Here is a 15,751-nt window from a genome sequence, read left to right on the forward strand (position 1 = left end):
AAACTTTTATTGTTTTCATGTATTTGCCGAGACTTTTTGTTTTCATCTTTTTGCTATGTGGGCAAATTTCTTTTGCCCAATCCTTTCGTTTCGCTCAGGTTACAGATACGCATGTCGGTGGCTCAACTGGCGCGGATGATCTACGTCGTACCGTTCGGGACATTAATGAGCTTAAGAATATCGACTTTGTGATCTTCTCGGGCGATATTACCGAGTTTGGATCCGATGAAGAGTTACTTTTAGCGAAGCGTATTTTAGATAGTATTCAACGGCCTTGGTTTGTCATCCCGGGAAACCACGACAGCAATTGGTCGGAAAGTGGTGCGAATAGCTTCCGTCGTGTTTTTGGAAGGGAAACATTCTTTTTGAAGCACAAGGGTTATGATATCATTGGCACGGCCTCAGGTCCGAATATGCGGATGAGTCCGGGTCAGATTCCTAGAGAGAATCTCGTCTGGATGGACTCGATTTTTCAGGAATATCCAAATAAGGAAACACCACTGATCGCAATCAATCATTATCCATTAGACGAGTCCTTGAACAACTGGTTTGAATCGATTGATCGATTGAAGACGCGTAATGTACAGTTGGCTTTATGTGGGCATGGCCATCAAAATCGTTTATACGATTGGGAGGGGATTCCGGGAGTTATGTTGCGGTCGAACCTCCGAGCAAAAGAAGCTGTTGGTGGATACAACTTAATCACGATTCGTAACGATTCAGCAATTTTTCAAGTGCGTCGACCGTTAATCAATACGGAGGATCCATGGTTGAAAGTAGCGCTTCGTCCTGTGCAGAAAGGAACAGAAGGGCAATATGCACGTCCGGACTATAATGTCAATAAATCAACGACTGCAAGATTGGTTTGGGCGTATCAAGATCATGGAGATATAGGCGCAGGCATGAGTACAGACGGGAAGCTGTTGTTTACAGCAAATACCGTTGGTGAAGTCTTTGCGTTGGATTTACAAGATGGGAAACGAGCGTGGACATTCAAAACAGGCGGGAAAGTATATGCGACGCCGGCATTTCATGAAGGAACGCTGGTTGTGGGCTCTACGGATCATTTCATTTATGGTCTGGACTCGAAGTCAGGTGCGCTAAAGTGGAAGCTTGAAGCAAAGAAAGCTGTGTTAGGATCAGCAGCCGTAGCAAACGGGAAAGCGTTTATCGGTGCTTCTGACGGTATTTTTAGATGTATTCGGATCGCAGACGGGAAGCTATTATGGCAGTTTGATCAAGTCAAGGGCTATGTTTCCACATTGCCCACTTTGGCAGATGGCAAAGTGATCTTTGGATCTTGGGGAAATGGTTTTTATGCGCTCGATCAAAACAGTGGAGCACTACAGTGGGAGTGGTGGAATGGACATCAGAACAGGATGTTTTCAGCGGCGGCATGTTATCCCGTTGTGCATAAGAACAGGGTCTTTATTGTTGCTCCCGACCGATACATGACGGCTATAGATTTGAAAACCGGCAAAACAATATGGCGCGAGAAAAAGGATACGGAAAAGGTGCGGGAGTCGATGGGACTTTCATCAAATAAAAAGCTGGTTTATGCAAAGACGATGGATGGCGAGCTGATTGGCGTTCCGGTCATGGCGGACAGTATGCAAATCACCTGGAAATCTAATCTGAAATTACCCTATGAATTAGCACCCACCGCTATACAGAGTAAAGGTCGAATGGTGTTTGTGCCTAGTGATAAGGGATTATTTAGTGCGATCGATGCAAAGTCAGGAAAAGTAAAGTGGCAGTATAAGGTATCCAATGCGATGATCAATCCACTGCTTCTATGGAAAAATAAGGTCGTTGTCAGTACAATGGATGGAAAGATAAGCATGTTATCTTATTAGTTCGTTTCATTTCTCACAATAACCCATGAATTCGCGAGGAATTCGTACGGGAATTATTGCTAAGCTTGTTACACGTGCTGCTTATTCGGAGGAAATACTCGGCTTTTTGAAAAAAACAGGAGGTAAAACGCGCATAAAATTGCACGTTTATCATCGTTGGAAATATTAAAACTGAGCTTGTCCCGAATCGGCAGAATAGAAGTTTGCTTAATATTTTAAATTGATGATGTCAACTTAACGTTAGGAAATTGTTGATTTATCAATTATAACCTCGAATACGGGGTAATTTTTTAATCGATAGTGTGAATTATTTGATTTATTAAAATGGAAAAGTGATAAATTCGCCTATCAAAAGTTTATAAAAAACGAGAGTGCATGTTGTTGCGGTTTTTAATAAAAAATCGCATATTTACGAAAAGTTATATATAGGTATTTCAAAATGCTACATAGTATGATCAACACAACGGAAAAGGATTCCCATTATCAGGACTTGGACAAGATGTCTGTTCACGAAATTCTGACAAATATTAATAACGAAGATAAAACCGTTCCGTTGGCGGTGGAGAGGGAGATTGCTCATATTGAATCCTTGGTTAAGGTGATTGTGGAGCGTATGAAAAAAGGCGGTCGTCTTTTTTACATTGGTGCTGGTACAAGCGGACGTCTAGGTATTTTGGATGCTTCGGAATGCCCGCCGACTTATGGTGTTCCTTTTGATTGGGTTATCGGCCTGATCGCTGGTGGCGATACGGCCATCCGTAAAGCTGTTGAATTTGCAGAAGATGACGAGCAACAAGCATGGAAAGACCTTGAGGAGTATGCAATCAATACTAACGATGTTGTAATCGGTATTGCTGCTTCAGGGACGACTCCTTACGTTATCGGCGGATTGGAGAAAGCGAATGAGATGGGCATTGCTACAGGATGTATTGTATGTAATGGCAACTCGCCAATTGCTGCCATCGCACAGTACCCGGTAGAACTGATCGTAGGCCCTGAGTTTGTGACAGGTTCTACTCGTATGAAAGCTGGAACAGCGCAAAAACTAGCTTTAAACATGATCAGTACGGCTGTTATGATTCAGTTAGGACGTGTTAAGGGAAATAAAATGGTGGACATGCAGCTATCGAACCATAAATTGGTGGGGAGAGGTGTTCGTATGGTGATGGCAGAGACCGGAACCGACGAGCAAACAGCTACCGCTTTGATCGAGAAATTCGGTAATGTGCGCAAGGCGATCGATAACTTCAACCTAGAAAAGAATAGCTAAACAAACATATGTCACCTATTATATTATTATCCTTTCTTGTTGTTTATTTTGGAGTCTTGCTGGCGGTTTCTTATTTCACGTCAAAGGATTCTTCAGATAACTCAACATTCTTCGTTGCCAACCGTAATGCCAAATGGTACATGGTTGCCTTCGGAATGATTGGTACGGCATTATCCGGTGTTACGTTCATTTCCGTTCCTGGAGACGTCGGTAATACGCCCGGTGGGATGTCGGATCCCAATAACTTCAGTTATTTCCAATTTGTAATCGGGAATGCGATTGGCTTTGTCATCATCGCCTACGTGTTATTGCCGCTTTACTATCGCATGAACCTAACCTCTATTTATACGTATTTGGAAGAACGGTTAGGTCATAAGAGCTATAAATCCGGAGCGATGATATTCTTGATTTCCAGAACGATCGGTTCTGCATTTCGCTTATATCTTGTCGCCATCGTATTACAACGCTATATCTTCGATGCCTGGAATGTACCTTTTATCTTAACGGTAGCAGTCTGCTTATTATTGATCTGGTTGTATACCAATAAAGGTGGGCTCAAGACGATTATCATTACGGATACCCTACAGACAACCTTCCTGTTATTAGCAGTTATATTGTCGATCTATTTTATGGCGGACGGGCTTGGGTTAACCGTGTTCGAAGCTTTTGAAAAGGTTAAAGAGAGTTCTTATTCGAAGATCTTTATTTGGGAAAATCTGCTTGGCGATACGAGACACTTTTTGAAGCATATTATCGGTGGTGCCTTTGTCACGATTGCAATGACGGGCTTAGACCAAGATTTGATGCAAAAGAACCTGAGTATGAAAACAATTGGTGAAGCGCAAAAGAACATGATGACCTTTACTAGTATTTTTATCGTCATCAACTTATTTTTCTTAGCGGTAGGTGCATTATTGTATTTCTATGCAGATGCGAACGGCATTAAATTAGCTGATTTAGGGAAGTCAGATTATTTGTATCCGGAGATTGCTTTACGTCATTTGACGCTATTGCCGGGTATTATTTTCATGATGGGTCTAACAGCTGCGACCTTCGCAACAACGGATTCTGCACTAACAGCATTGACGACATCTTACTGTGTCGACTTTTTGAACTTCAATAAGAAAGAGAATCCGAACGATCCTAAATTGGTCAAGCAACGTAACTTCGTTCATTTAGGATTTTCTATTGTTATGCTATTAGTGATTCTTCTTTTCCATTGGATAAATGATGAATCTGTCGTATCCGCGATTTTTAAAATTGCCGGATATACTTATGGACCATTATTGGGCTTGTTCTCTTTCGGAATTTTAACCAAGCGAAGAGTCAATGATAATTTAGTGCCTTTTGTATGTGTGATTTCTCCATTATTGATATTCTTACTGAATCAATATGTGTTGCCTCATACGGCCTATAAAATTGGATTCGAACTGATTGTTTATAATGGTTTGATTACTTACTTGTTGTTATTAATTACTTCTCCTGGCAAGGTTGAAGGTAAAATTGCGGGCAGTAAATAATGCCTGCTTGAATGATTTGTGTGTGCAAAAAAAATCCAGTAGTTTTGACTACTAAGTATATTTTGCACACATGTATCATTTAATCGACGAATCTATCCACTCTATACGCCGCAAGATCGGCGACTTCGCTCCAGAATTTGGAATTATATTAGGCACCGGACTTGGCAAACTTGTCAATGAGATCGAGGTTGAACATCAGATGATGTATGCTAATATTCCCAACTTCCCCATATCAACAGTTGAATTTCATACCGGCAAGCTAATCTTTGGTAAGCTCAATGGACGTCGCGTTGTAGCGATGCAGGGTCGCTTGCATTATTATGAAGGTTACAACATGCAGGAGATCACTTTTCCGGTACGTGTTATGAAGGCTTTGGGCATCAGCAAGTTGTTTGTGTCGAATGCTTCAGGCTCGTTGAATCCAGCGATTAAGAAGGGCGATATTGGTATTATCGAAGATCATATCAACCTATTGCCGGATAATCCGTTACGAGGGTCGAACGATGATGATTTGGGACCTCGTTTTCCGGATATGAGTCAGCCTTACGACAAAGGGATGATCAAGCAAGGTATGGAAATCGCCAATAAACTCGGTGTGACTGCGCATGAGGTTGTTTATGTTTCTGCACCGGGTCCAAACTTGGAAACCAGGGCAGAATATCGTTACATGCGTATCATAGGTGGTGATATTGTAGGGATGAGTACTGTTCCGGAGGTTATTGTTGCTAATCATATGAGCCTGCCAGTCTTTGCTATTTCGGTGATAACAGACGAGGGCTTTCATAGCGATTTGAAACCAGTTTCGCTAAAAGAGATTGTTGAAGTCGCGACGGAGGCCGAGCCGAAGATGACAAGTATTTTAAAAGAATTGATTGCATTGCAATAATCTTGGATTTTTGCCCTATTTTTGAGGGCGTTTATTTAGAGATCGTTACATGAGTGTACTGAGTAGGTTGTTATTAATATTGGTCTTGTTTGCACTTTCCCCAAAGCTATATGCGCAGGTGGAAGATGAATTCAGTTCGGCGCTCGATTCAGCGCGAGCCAAAGAAGATAACAAGAAAGATTCCGTGGTTTTTACCGCAAAATACGTCCGCTATACAAATCTGGCGACGATGAAGCGTTTCACGAAAACCTATCAGTTAGATACATCACACGTTAATTTTCAATATTATAATAAGCAAAACTTGCCCTGGAACCCGAGTATCAACTTGGGCTCTTATGGTTTAGCGACACGGGATCTATTGTTCAATGCGAATAAGAATATAGGTTTCCAGTCTGGATATCGTGCGTTAGAACGCTATATCCTACACCCTGATTCTGTGGAGTATTTTCGCGCGAGAGCGCGGTTTTCCGAACTCTATGCAGTAGGTTTTTTCTTTGACGATCAGGTCTTCAAGGCCCGCATTGCGCAGAATATTAATCCAAACCTCAATATCGGTGCGGAATACCATGCGAGCAATACGGATGGCTATTACAAAAATCAGGAATATAGCGATCGTAAAGGGGCTATCTTTTCTTGGTACGAGTCGCCAAACAAACGTTATAACTTATTGACAAACTTTACGTTCAATACCGTTGATGCGACGGAGAACGGCTCGGTATTGAACGATACTTTGTTTCGGGATGATACGGAAAGCTCGGGAAATCCGGCTCGGTACCCCGTCCGGTTGAATGGTCAGCAGAAAAACCGTCCATATAATAAATGGAAAGATTTTGGATTATTCTTGCGACAGTCCTACTATATGGGACGCTTGGACACGGTGAACAAGGGTGCTCCGGATGCGGAAATTCACCCGACAAATGTCATCGCGCATAACTCGAGTATCAGGCAACAAAAATTCTTATTCTTCAAGAATGAGGCGGACGCAAATAATGCTTTTCCGCTAGCTAGTTTTGTAGAGGTACATGATACAACAAAAATTACGACAATCTCTAATGATTTTACCTATAGCTTCTTTCTGCGCGGCAAAACGTTGAAAAACGAAGCCCGGGTGGAGTTGGGCTTCCAGAACGATTTGATCTGGTATACTGATAGTGTGCTGAGTCAGATGTATCAAAACAGCATGGTGAAAGGTAACATTGGCTATAAGTTTAGCGACAAGGTGGATGTCAATTTCTCGGCAAAACAGATTCTTCTGGGTCGAAATTTTGGCGACTTCCTATACGAGGCCTATGCGGATGTACACTTGAATGATGTAATCGGAAATTTGCGAATTGGCGCTTATACGCAAAATCAGTCGCCAGCAATGATTTATGAAACGGCTAACCTGACCTACCACAGCTGGGCAGATCTTGGCTTAGATAAGATAAAAACACAGAACCTAAATTTCTCCTACGCGAATAAGAAGATTGGCTTCAGCGGTAAATTAGAGTACTTCCTAATTAATAACTACACCTACTTCACGGAAAGTATGGATCCAGCAACCAATCAAGTGATCTCGCGTGCGATTACACCTACGCAGGCTGGTAATTTAAACTTACTGAAATTGACAGTGGGGCAGAATTTTAAATTCCGCAGATTCCACCTAGACAATATGGTGGTTTATCAGAAGTCGGATGCAATGGATATCTTGGCAACGCCAGAATTGTATACCTTCCATAGCCTCTATTACGCAAATATTCTGTACAAGGTGATGGACTTCCGGATCGGTGCGGATGTTCGCTTTAATACGCCTTTCCGTACGCCATCTTACGCGATCAACGCCGGACAGTTTTACAATGATCAAGTAGGGATCAATTTCTCGACTTATCCTATTGTCGATTTTTGGCTTACCGCCAATATCGATCGGGTAAACTTATTCTTGAGTTATAATTTCGCGAATCAGCATGTGTATCCGAAGGGATATTATACGGTTCGCCGCTATCCAATGAATCCGGCATTCCTTCGTTTCGGAGTTTCCTGGAAGTTTTATGATTAGATAATTAGTTTCTTGTTCTTTGTTCGAATGCATGATAGCCCTTCGGAATGCTATCGCATGTACATTAAATATTAGTGGCAGATTCAAGCTATTTTTTTCTTAGCCAATTTTGCTGGTTATAGATGAGTGTAACGTAAGTGGAATTTGTGAAGATCTAGTTTATCATCGATATAAGGGGTGCTGTATAGGGCTCAATTTTGTGGAGATGGCCTCTCGTCGAGTTCTTAGATGCAGAATCATGTAATTTTATCTATTTGGGTTTGAATAAATTGCTGTTTTTTTAATAAAAATCTTCTCAAATAATTTTGCAAATCAATTTTTAGACCTATATTTGCACACCGCAAGACGGAAAAGGAGAATTAGCTCAGCTGGTTCAGAGCATCTGCCTTACAAGCAGAGGGTCACTGGTTCGAATCCAGTATTCTCCACCAAAAATAAAAGGAGGCTTAGCTCAGCTGGTTCAGAGCATCTGCCTTACAAGCAGAGGGTCACTGGTTCGAATCCAGTAGCCTCCACAAAAAAGCATCAAGAAATTGATGCTTTTTTTGTATGTGGAAATTTGGTATTAATCGTTCATGTAGGAGTAAATCATCCGCATGTAGTATGCTTCATCCAGCGTGCTGGCGAGTTGGTTCAGCTCTACGTGGTTAAACGAGAAATTTAACCCCTCGTAGGGTGTGTTCAACAGTACCCGCATGGTTCCGTCGGGGAATGGAATTCGACAATCTTCCTGAAGCAAATCTTTTACAATCCTTCGGAATGCAATAAATTCATCGGCGGAGAAGTTTATGTGAAGATTATTAAAGCAGAGGTGGATTAAATTGGAGCCATCAGGCATGCTAATAAATCCTAGTTCGTTTCGGGCAAGTATAGTTGGTCTGTTGCAGGCCATAGAGTTTTCGAATTTATATCTACAGGATTCTACTTGTGCCTGGTTTACCCGCATACCTATCTTATGCGGGTAAACAGGACTTTGTATGAAAATGAAGTTTTCGTCCTTCGTGGATATAAATATACAGCTTATTTAGAATCGTTATAAATAAATATGACAAGGATTCTATTTATGACATTTCGATTATAATCTACTAAACATGCCGTAATTTCTTAACCTAACTGTAGAACGTTACGAATGTGCTTGTAGTATGTGCTTTTAAAATTTGTCTACAATACTCCATGAAGTGGAGAGGTCAGATAATGGTTTAAAGCCGCTTCATTCGGATATTTCTGAAGCCTACAGAGTCGGTATGATTCTGAAACGCAATTTTCCCGCTTTTGAAGGTGTTAAATGCTGGATAATTTTTCATGTTGCTTTTTGCAACCTTTTCTATAAAGGAGGTGCTATTGATATCATCCTGAAAAGTAAGTTTTTCATTAAGCCAGAAGCTCACTATGCCTTTGTTCTGAATGATCTTTGCTGTATTCCATTGGCCATAAGGTTTCGGTTTGGAGTTTTGAGCATTGCATGCAACGCTGTACAAACATCCTGCCCAGTGTGTGGAGTCGATTTGATGTCGATGTTCAGCATTGGCGTTATCAAGAAGTTGCATCTCCAGTCCTGTCGCAAATGTGGCAGCAAATGCGGTATCTTCCTTTACATTGATGAAGACCCCGCTGTTTCCGCTCTTTTTTACCCACCATTCAAAGCTGAGTTCGAAGTCTTCAAATTCCTGGTCAGTCACGAGGTCTCCGAAGATTCCGTCGGATTTAGGGTCGCAAAGTAATGTTCCATCGCTGACCTTCCATTTGGAGTTTGTTTTTGTTTGATTATAAATATGGAAGCCATCGAGATTTTTGCCGTTAAAAATGCGCTCATCGGTATTGTGAGTTGAGCAAGCGGAAATAATCAATAGAAGCGCGGGTATGCTTAATAGTTTGTACATAGGAATTGTTGATGTGACTGCGAATTCTAAAATAGGCAATTACATCAACAATAGAAAAACGTAATCGAATAGATTTAGAATTTTGCTATTTCGTCCATCTGTTCGTCGATGAACTTTAACGTAAGGGGATCATTGATGTTACCCTCTTCGTTTAATTCGTTTTGTACTAATGGAATATGAATTTTTAAAGGAAGCACATGCATTCTTAAATAATTGCAGACGCCGGTAAAATGGTCGACGCCGCGAATGTTTCCGTATTTGCCGGTAGAGAGTCCGACCAGTACTGCTTTCTTGTGGTAGAAAGAACTTGGAAAGGAACAGGCATCAACGAATAGTTTCAGTATTCCCGGATAGCTGCCGTTATATTCAGGGATAATAAAAATGAATTTTCGTGCCGTCGACACTTTCTCTTGAATCGATGCGAATTCATCGCTACGCTGGCCATAAAGATCTGTTACAGAAAGGTTGTCAGGCAAGTCCTCTAAGGACAAAATTTCGAACTGCTCACCGCGTCTCATAAGCTCTTGTTGATAGAATTTTGCGACTCTTAAGGAGTTAGAACGTTTGCGGTTTGTGCCTGAGATAATTAAATTCATTGTTTATATGTTACTTATAAAAAGCATGTTAGATGGTTGTCGATACCTAATTCAATTTTTTGTATCTTAGCATCCTGAGTATACTGTGCTTTAGAATAGCTTCAAAATTAAGAAATTTAACATCATTTAAGTGTCTTATATCACAAAGGTATGTTAATTTGCAGATTGAAACTTATATAGGCACAGTAGACGAAGTTTCAAAATCTGAGGAATCATCATGGGAAAAATTATTGCCATAGCCAATCAAAAAGGAGGAGTTGGGAAAACCACTACCTCAATCAATCTTGCAGCGAGCTTATCCGTTTTAGAATATAAAACACTTTTAGTTGATGCAGATCCACAAGCGAATTCTACTTCTGGTATTGGTTTCGATCCTCGTGCAATTAAAGCTAGTATTTACGAATGTTTGGTTAACGATTTAGACCCTAGAGAGGCTATTCAACATACAGATACTCCAAATTTAGATTTATTACCAGCTCATATAGACTTGGTAGGTGCCGAGATTGAAATGATCAATTTAGAGGAGCGTGAATTTAAAATGAAGCGTATTTTGGATGAAGTGAAAGACGATTATGACTTCATCATCATCGATTGTTCACCATCCTTGGGACTTATCACCATCAATGCATTAACAGCGTCAAATTCAGTAATCATCCCTGTTCAATGTGAATATTTCGCGTTAGAGGGATTGGGTAAATTATTAAATACGATCAAAATTGTACAAAATAGATTGAATACAGCGTTAGAAATCGAAGGTATCTTATTGACGATGTATGACGTTCGCTTAAGATTGTCAAATCAAGTTGTAGAAGAAGTAAGAACGCATTTCCATGACTTGGTATTTGATACCATTATCCAACGTAATACGCGTCTTAGCGAAGCACCAAGCTTCGGTATATCAGTGATTATGCACGATGCTTCATGTAAAGGAGCTATCAACTACCTGAATTTAGCGCGTGAGATATTAGAGAAGAACGGATTGTTAAAAGAAAATACGCAAACAGTAACAGTATAGTATGGCAGCACAACAGCGTAAAACGGGCTTGGGTAAGGGATTAGGTGCTTTATTACAGCAAGAAAATATTGGAGTTAGCAATACTTCAGGCAATAATACACCTGCTCCTAAAACACCAAACCCTCCTGCGGGCAGCATCAATTTTATTCAAATTGCCCAAATTGCTATAAATCCTTTTCAACCACGGACTGATTTTGATGAGCAAGCATTGCGCGAACTTTCAGAGTCGATCGAAGTTCAAGGCTTAATTCAGCCGATCACGGTTCGCCAGGTAGGTAAAAACGAATACCAACTTATTTCCGGTGAGCGTCGATTAAGAGCATCGAAAATGGCGGGTATCACAGAGATTCCTGCATATGTCCGTACAGCCAATGACCAACAGATGTTGGAAATGGCGTTGATTGAGAATATTCAACGTGAAAATTTAAATGCGATCGAAATTGCATTGAGTTTCCAACGGATGATTGAAGAGTGTAGTTTGAAACAGGAAGAACTCGGAGATCGCGTTTCTAAGAACAGATCTACAGTAACCAACTACCTTCGTTTATTAAAATTACCTCCCGTAATTCAAGCTTCTATTCGTGATGGCGATTTATCCATGGGACATGCGCGCGCTTTAATCAATGTCGGGGAAGTTGACAAACAATTGTTTGTCTTCCAAGAGATATTGGAAAAAGGACTCTCAGTTCGTAAAACAGAACAATTAGTTCGTGAAATTCAGCAAGCTGATGAGAAAAGACGTCGCAAACCGAAGAAGACAGATCAACTAGACTTTCAATACCAAAAAATTGAAGATGATTTAGCTTCTAAATTCGCTACTCGTGTTAAACTAGATCTAAAAGCTACTAAAGGAAAAGGATCCATTGTTATCCCTTTCTCTTCTGAAGATGATTTAAGCCGAATTTTAGAACTACTAGATTGGTAATGAGATTTACATTGCTACTTGCTTTTCTATTTTCCTTTTCGCTCAGCATCGCGCAAGTTAAGGACAGCATTCCGGAGACTAAGAAAACGGTGAAACTCCAGGATTCGGTGGATATGAAAGCCATCCAGGATTCCACAAAACTTAAGGAAGCACAAGATTCCACTAAAAAAGAGACACGTGCGGAACGGAAAGCTCGGGAAAAAGCAGAGAAGGAAAGAGCAAAATATTACTATAAGAATATCAAGAAAGACTCTGCTAGGTTAGAGATTGAGCACTTATCCCGCGTTGCGTGGAAGCGTTCATTGATCCTACCTGGGTGGGGCCAATATACCAATAAAGGATTGTGGTGGATTAAAGTCCCAATAATCTATGGGGGCTTTGTAACCTCTTATGTCGTATTCGATTATTGGCAATGGTACTATAAGGAGTTCCTTGCAGAGTTGAGATACAGACAGGAGTTCGGAACAGGTACGGACTCTGCGCTTGGTCAATGGGATGAAGCAGGGTTAATCAAGCAGAAAGATTACACGCGCAGAAATCGTGATTTGACCATCTTGGTAACAGTTGGATGGTATGGGCTCAATATTGTTGAAGCCTACGTGGATTCGATGTTGAAGAATCGGTGGAATGTAAGCAACGACTTGAGTCTAAAAATATCTCCCACGTTCTTGCCAACTTACGCTTCTATGCCTGGCATGGGTATGGGGCCAATTAACGGTAGAAGCTTGCTGACACCGGGAATGAAAATGACATTTACCATCAAATAATAAATTAACCAATTAACCACATATGAAAATTGTTTTATTGGGATACGGCAAAATGGGACAGTTGATTGAGCGCTTTGCTATGAAACGCGGTCATGAAGTTGTTCTTATCGTCGATGAAAGCAATAGGGATAGCATAGAAATCGAAGACTTGCAGGATGCAGATCTAGCAATCGATTTCAGCACTCCGCATGCAGCATTAGAAAATATCAGTCTTTGTTTTGAGGCAAACTTACCCTTGGTGGTGGGAACTACCGGTTGGTATGACCATTTAGACGAAGTTCGTGAAACTTGTATTGAAGCAGATCAGGCTTTATTGTATGGCTCCAACTTTAGTATAGGTGTCAATATATTCTTTCATATCAACAAGATGCTTGCGAAAGCGATAAATCCCTATAAACAATATGACGTACAGGTCGAGGAGATTCATCATATCCATAAATTGGACGCTCCAAGTGGTACTGCGATTACGATTGCAGAGGGAATTCTAGATAATAATGACGCGAAGAAGACTTGGGTAAATTCTGTAGAAGGATCAGGAGAAGAGGTTATTCCGAAACCTGATGAACTATTAATTGAGAGCTTACGCATCGAGGAAGTTCCTGGTACACATACGGTATTGTACAGCTCAGAGGTTGATCAGATAGAATTTAAGCATACAGCACACAGCCGCGAAGGCTTTGCATTGGGCGCGGTTATTGCAGCCGAATGGCTTTTAGGTAAGAAGGGGTTCTTTCAGGTAACTGAAATGTTTGATTTTAATAATTAGAAATATATGTGGTATATCATTTTTGCCATAGCAACAATCGGCGCACTTTATGGGCTATGGTTGTTATATAGAAAAGCTGGAAAGCAGGGTTGGGAAGCTGTAGTTCCTATTTACGGACAATATGTGATGGCGCAGCTAGTTGGTCGTCCAACATGGTGGATCATTTGGCTGTTTGTGCCTATTGTCAATATTTTCATCTTTTACGATCTATACTTGAACTTCATCAAGGCATTTGGAAAGCGTCGCTTTTGGGAAAATGCCGCAGCGGTGTTAGTTCCGTTTATCGTATTGCCGATGTGGGGAAAGGATCCTAATGTCAAGTACTTAGGGCTTTCTACTACCGACGAGTTCAAGCAAAAATATCCCTATAAGAAATCTACTGCGCGTGAGTGGGCTGATGCCATCATATTCGCTACTGTAGCAGCTTCCTTGATTCGCGGCTTTTTAATTGAGGCCTATATGATTCCGACTGGCTCCATGGAGCGTAGTTTACTCGTTGGGGATTTCCTGTTCGTAAGTAAATTAAACTATGGACCTCGTGTTCCGATGACGCCATTGGCATTTCCATTTGCACACCATACCATGCCGATTACTGGCGGTAAAGCCTATTCAGAACTCATTAAGGTGCCGTATAAGCGACTCCCAGGATTCCAGGATATCAAACGCTATGACGTGGTGGTATTCAACTTTCCAGAGGAGATTGAAAGACCGATCGACAAGCGCGAGAATTACATCAAACGCTGTGTGGGATTACCGGGCGATGTTGTATCAATGGAGCGTGCTAGACTTTTCGTCAATGGCGAACCTGCATTTACGGATCCGGACTTCCAAACAAACTATATCGTAGAAACTGAACCAAATGGCTTAAATATGCAGCGTCTTTTAGATATGCGTATCGAAGTAGATCAAGTGAACACAGAGCCCGGAATTGGATTTTATGTACTCCACATGACGAAAGAAGAAGCTGATCAAGTGAAGTCTTGGGAAAGTGTTAAAAGCTTTCGAGAGCAAATCTTCGAGCCGCAAGATGCAAGCCCTGGTGCTTCTGCATTCCCGCATTATAAAGGCGGTGTAGTTTGGAATTATGACAACTTCGGACCTATCCATGTTCCTGCAAAGGGATGGACCGTTAAATTAGATAGCCTGACTGTGCCGTTATACGAAAGAGCGATTCAGATTTACGAAGGCAATACCTTTGAAAAACGTGGCGACGGTTATTATATTAACAATGTCAAAGCAGATTCGTATACCTTCAAGATGAACTACTATTGGATGATGGGTGATAACAGACATAACTCATTAGACTCTAGAGGATGGGGCTTCGTGCCGGAAGATCACATCGTAGGTAAAGCATTATTTACCTGGATGAGCTGGGATAAAGATGGAACCTTCCTGTCCAAGATCAGATGGAATAGAATATTTAAAGGTATTGAATAATAATACCAAAGTATTATAAAAAAGAGCGGGCTATTGAATCAATAGCCCGCTCTTTTTTTATGATATTATTTCTATTTCAACGCTGCCAGATAGCGTTTGATAGTTTCCTCCAAACCTAAGTATAGCGCATCTGCAATTAATGCATGCCCGATGCTCACCTCTAATAATTCTGGAATATGCTGATTGAAATATTGCAAGTTATTTAAATCCAAATCATGACCGGCGTTCAAACCTAGTCCTACTTCGCGCGCTTTCAGTGCCGCTTTAAAATAAGGTGCGATAGCCTCTTCCTTGTTAAAGCCATATTCCGCAGCAAAAGCTTCGGTATATAGCTCGATACGGTCGGTGCCGGTTTCTGCTGCCGCCTCCACCATATCCTCAATCGGATCGACAAAAATAGATACGCGAATACCCTTGTCTTTAAATAGCTTCACCATATCCGAAAGATAATCTTTGTATTTAATGGTATCCCATCCATGATTTGATGTAATCTGACCTAATGCGTCCGGTACTAAGGTTACTTGCGTCGGCGTATTGGCCAACACCAAGTCAATAAACTTTTGCTCCTGACAGTTCCCTTCGATATTGAACTCGGTCTGAATATTTGCCTTCAGATCATACACATCCTGATAACGGATATGGCGCTCGTCGGGTCTAGGATGAACGGTAATTCCTTCGGCTCCGAAGCGTTCGCACGCAAGTGCAGCTGCTAATACATTCGGGACATTGCCACCTCTCGAATTACGTAATGTCGCTATTTTGTTAATATTTACGGATAGTTTAGTCATGCTGATCGTC

The 15,751-nt window shown here is 41.1% G+C and carries 15 protein-coding genes and 2 tRNA genes; 13 read left to right on the plus strand and 4 right to left on the minus strand.

Annotated features, from left to right (window positions below; genetic code table 11):
* The first annotated feature begins 17 nt into the window (after window positions 1–17).
* The 8 genes from QYC40_RS01420 (at window position 18) to QYC40_RS01455 (ending at window position 8,082) form a co-directional block, all read left to right on the plus strand.
* The gene (locus QYC40_RS01420) at window positions 18–1,856 is read left to right on the plus strand and encodes a PQQ-binding-like beta-propeller repeat protein (protein WP_301991987.1); all 1,839 of its coding nucleotides are present in this window, start codon (window positions 18–20) and stop codon (window positions 1,854–1,856) included.
* 25 nt (window positions 1,857–1,881) lie between these two features.
* Window positions 1,882–2,025, plus strand: a complete 144-nt coding sequence (locus QYC40_RS01425; protein WP_301991988.1) for a hypothetical protein — start codon at window positions 1,882–1,884, stop codon at window positions 2,023–2,025.
* Window positions 2,026–2,307: 282 nt separating this feature from the next.
* Window positions 2,308–3,126 carry an N-acetylmuramic acid 6-phosphate etherase gene (gene murQ, locus QYC40_RS01430; RefSeq protein WP_301991989.1) on the plus strand — a complete coding sequence of 273 codons (819 nt, stop codon included), beginning with the start codon at window positions 2,308–2,310 and terminating at the stop codon, window positions 3,124–3,126.
* Between the two features lie 8 nt (window positions 3,127–3,134).
* Window positions 3,135–4,646 (plus strand): sodium:solute symporter, encoded by a 1,512-nt coding sequence (locus tag QYC40_RS01435; protein ID WP_301991990.1) that lies wholly within the window; start codon window positions 3,135–3,137, stop codon window positions 4,644–4,646.
* Window positions 4,647–4,716: 70 nt separating this feature from the next.
* A complete protein-coding gene (locus tag QYC40_RS01440) occupies window positions 4,717–5,532 on the plus strand; it encodes a purine-nucleoside phosphorylase (RefSeq protein ID WP_301991992.1) in 816 nt (271 codons plus the stop codon).
* Between the two features lie 49 nt (window positions 5,533–5,581).
* Window positions 5,582–7,567 (plus strand): putative porin, encoded by a 1,986-nt coding sequence (locus QYC40_RS01445; protein WP_301991993.1) that lies wholly within the window; start codon window positions 5,582–5,584, stop codon window positions 7,565–7,567.
* A gap of 353 nt (window positions 7,568–7,920) precedes the next feature.
* Window positions 7,921–7,998 (plus strand) — tRNA-Val (locus tag QYC40_RS01450).
* Window positions 7,999–8,007: 9 nt separating this feature from the next.
* Window positions 8,008–8,082: transfer RNA gene (locus QYC40_RS01455), tRNA-Val, on the plus strand.
* Between the two features lie 50 nt (window positions 8,083–8,132).
* On the opposite strand, the gene QYC40_RS01460 is transcribed toward QYC40_RS01455, so the two are convergent.
* The 3 genes from QYC40_RS01460 to QYC40_RS01470 all read right to left on the minus strand — a co-directional run bounded on the left by QYC40_RS01460 (window position 8,133) and on the right by QYC40_RS01470 (window position 10,043).
* Entirely contained in the window at window positions 8,133–8,513 is a 381-nt protein-coding gene (locus QYC40_RS01460) for a DUF6686 family protein (RefSeq protein WP_301991995.1), read from the minus strand.
* Between the two features lie 253 nt (window positions 8,514–8,766).
* Window positions 8,767–9,447, minus strand: a complete 681-nt coding sequence (locus tag QYC40_RS01465) for a DUF1080 domain-containing protein (protein WP_301991996.1) — start codon at window positions 9,445–9,447, stop codon at window positions 8,767–8,769.
* Between the two features lie 74 nt (window positions 9,448–9,521).
* Complete coding sequence (locus QYC40_RS01470) at window positions 9,522–10,043, minus strand: NADPH-dependent FMN reductase (RefSeq protein WP_301991998.1); 522 nt, start codon at window positions 10,041–10,043, stop codon at window positions 9,522–9,524.
* Window positions 10,044–10,260: 217 nt separating this feature from the next.
* Here QYC40_RS01470 and QYC40_RS01475 point away from each other — a divergent pair, with 217 nt between their 5' ends.
* The 5 genes from QYC40_RS01475 to lepB are packed head-to-tail and all read left to right on the plus strand — an operon-like array spanning window position 10,261 to window position 14,953.
* Window positions 10,261–11,058 carry a ParA family protein gene (locus QYC40_RS01475; RefSeq protein ID WP_149527284.1) on the plus strand — a complete coding sequence of 266 codons (798 nt, stop codon included), beginning with the start codon at window positions 10,261–10,263 and terminating at the stop codon, window positions 11,056–11,058.
* Window position 11,059: 1 nt separating this feature from the next.
* Window positions 11,060–11,983: a ParB/RepB/Spo0J family partition protein gene (locus tag QYC40_RS01480; protein ID WP_301991999.1), complete on the plus strand. Its 924-nt coding sequence runs from the start codon at window positions 11,060–11,062 to the stop codon at window positions 11,981–11,983.
* Window positions 11,983–12,750 (plus strand): DUF5683 domain-containing protein, encoded by a 768-nt coding sequence (locus tag QYC40_RS01485; RefSeq protein WP_301992000.1) that lies wholly within the window; start codon window positions 11,983–11,985, stop codon window positions 12,748–12,750. The genes QYC40_RS01480 and QYC40_RS01485 overlap by 1 nt, the downstream gene beginning before the upstream one ends.
* A gap of 22 nt (window positions 12,751–12,772) precedes the next feature.
* Window positions 12,773–13,516, plus strand: coding sequence for a 4-hydroxy-tetrahydrodipicolinate reductase (dapB, locus tag QYC40_RS01490; protein WP_301992001.1), 744 nt, complete (start codon window positions 12,773–12,775; stop codon window positions 13,514–13,516).
* A 6-nt stretch (window positions 13,517–13,522) separates the two neighbouring features.
* Complete coding sequence (gene lepB / locus QYC40_RS01495) at window positions 13,523–14,953, plus strand: signal peptidase I (protein ID WP_301992002.1); 1,431 nt, start codon at window positions 13,523–13,525, stop codon at window positions 14,951–14,953.
* Between the two features lie 71 nt (window positions 14,954–15,024).
* On the opposite strand, the gene QYC40_RS01500 is transcribed toward lepB, so the two are convergent.
* Window positions 15,025–15,741, minus strand: a complete 717-nt coding sequence (locus QYC40_RS01500; protein ID WP_260043281.1) for a pyridoxine 5'-phosphate synthase — start codon at window positions 15,739–15,741, stop codon at window positions 15,025–15,027.
* Between the last annotated feature and the right edge of the window lie 10 nt (window positions 15,742–15,751).

The organism is Sphingobacterium sp. BN32 (genome assembly GCF_030503615.1).
Taxonomy (GTDB): Bacteria; Bacteroidota; Bacteroidia; order Sphingobacteriales; family Sphingobacteriaceae; genus Sphingobacterium.

Excerpts from the sequence above, each read along its gene's own strand:
- QYC40_RS01425 (WP_301991988.1), top strand. The coding sequence starts at position 1,882 with ATGAATTCGCGAGGAATTCGTACGGGAATTATTGCTAAGCTTGTTACA.
- QYC40_RS01485 (WP_301992000.1), top strand. The coding sequence starts at position 11,983 with ATGAGATTTACATTGCTACTTGCTTTTCTATTTTCCTTTTCGCTCAGC.
- murQ (WP_301991989.1), top strand. The coding sequence starts at position 2,308 with ATGATCAACACAACGGAAAAGGATTCCCATTATCAGGACTTGGACAAG.
- QYC40_RS01435 (WP_301991990.1), top strand. The coding sequence starts at position 3,135 with ATGTCACCTATTATATTATTATCCTTTCTTGTTGTTTATTTTGGAGTC.
- QYC40_RS01465 (WP_301991996.1), bottom strand. The coding sequence starts at position 9,447 with ATGTACAAACTATTAAGCATACCCGCGCTTCTATTGATTATTTCCGCT.
- QYC40_RS01475 (WP_149527284.1), top strand. The coding sequence starts at position 10,261 with ATGGGAAAAATTATTGCCATAGCCAATCAAAAAGGAGGAGTTGGGAAA.
- QYC40_RS01445 (WP_301991993.1), top strand. The coding sequence starts at position 5,582 with ATGAGTGTACTGAGTAGGTTGTTATTAATATTGGTCTTGTTTGCACTT.
- QYC40_RS01470 (WP_301991998.1), bottom strand. The coding sequence starts at position 10,043 with ATGAATTTAATTATCTCAGGCACAAACCGCAAACGTTCTAACTCCTTA.
- QYC40_RS01420 (WP_301991987.1), top strand. The coding sequence starts at position 18 with ATGTATTTGCCGAGACTTTTTGTTTTCATCTTTTTGCTATGTGGGCAA.
- QYC40_RS01440 (WP_301991992.1), top strand. The coding sequence starts at position 4,717 with ATGTATCATTTAATCGACGAATCTATCCACTCTATACGCCGCAAGATC.
- QYC40_RS01460 (WP_301991995.1), bottom strand. The coding sequence starts at position 8,513 with ATGCGGGTAAACCAGGCACAAGTAGAATCCTGTAGATATAAATTCGAA.
- dapB (WP_301992001.1), top strand. The coding sequence starts at position 12,773 with ATGAAAATTGTTTTATTGGGATACGGCAAAATGGGACAGTTGATTGAG.
- QYC40_RS01480 (WP_301991999.1), top strand. The coding sequence starts at position 11,060 with ATGGCAGCACAACAGCGTAAAACGGGCTTGGGTAAGGGATTAGGTGCT.
- QYC40_RS01500 (WP_260043281.1), bottom strand. The coding sequence starts at position 15,741 with ATGACTAAACTATCCGTAAATATTAACAAAATAGCGACATTACGTAAT.
- lepB (WP_301992002.1), top strand. The coding sequence starts at position 13,523 with ATGTGGTATATCATTTTTGCCATAGCAACAATCGGCGCACTTTATGGG.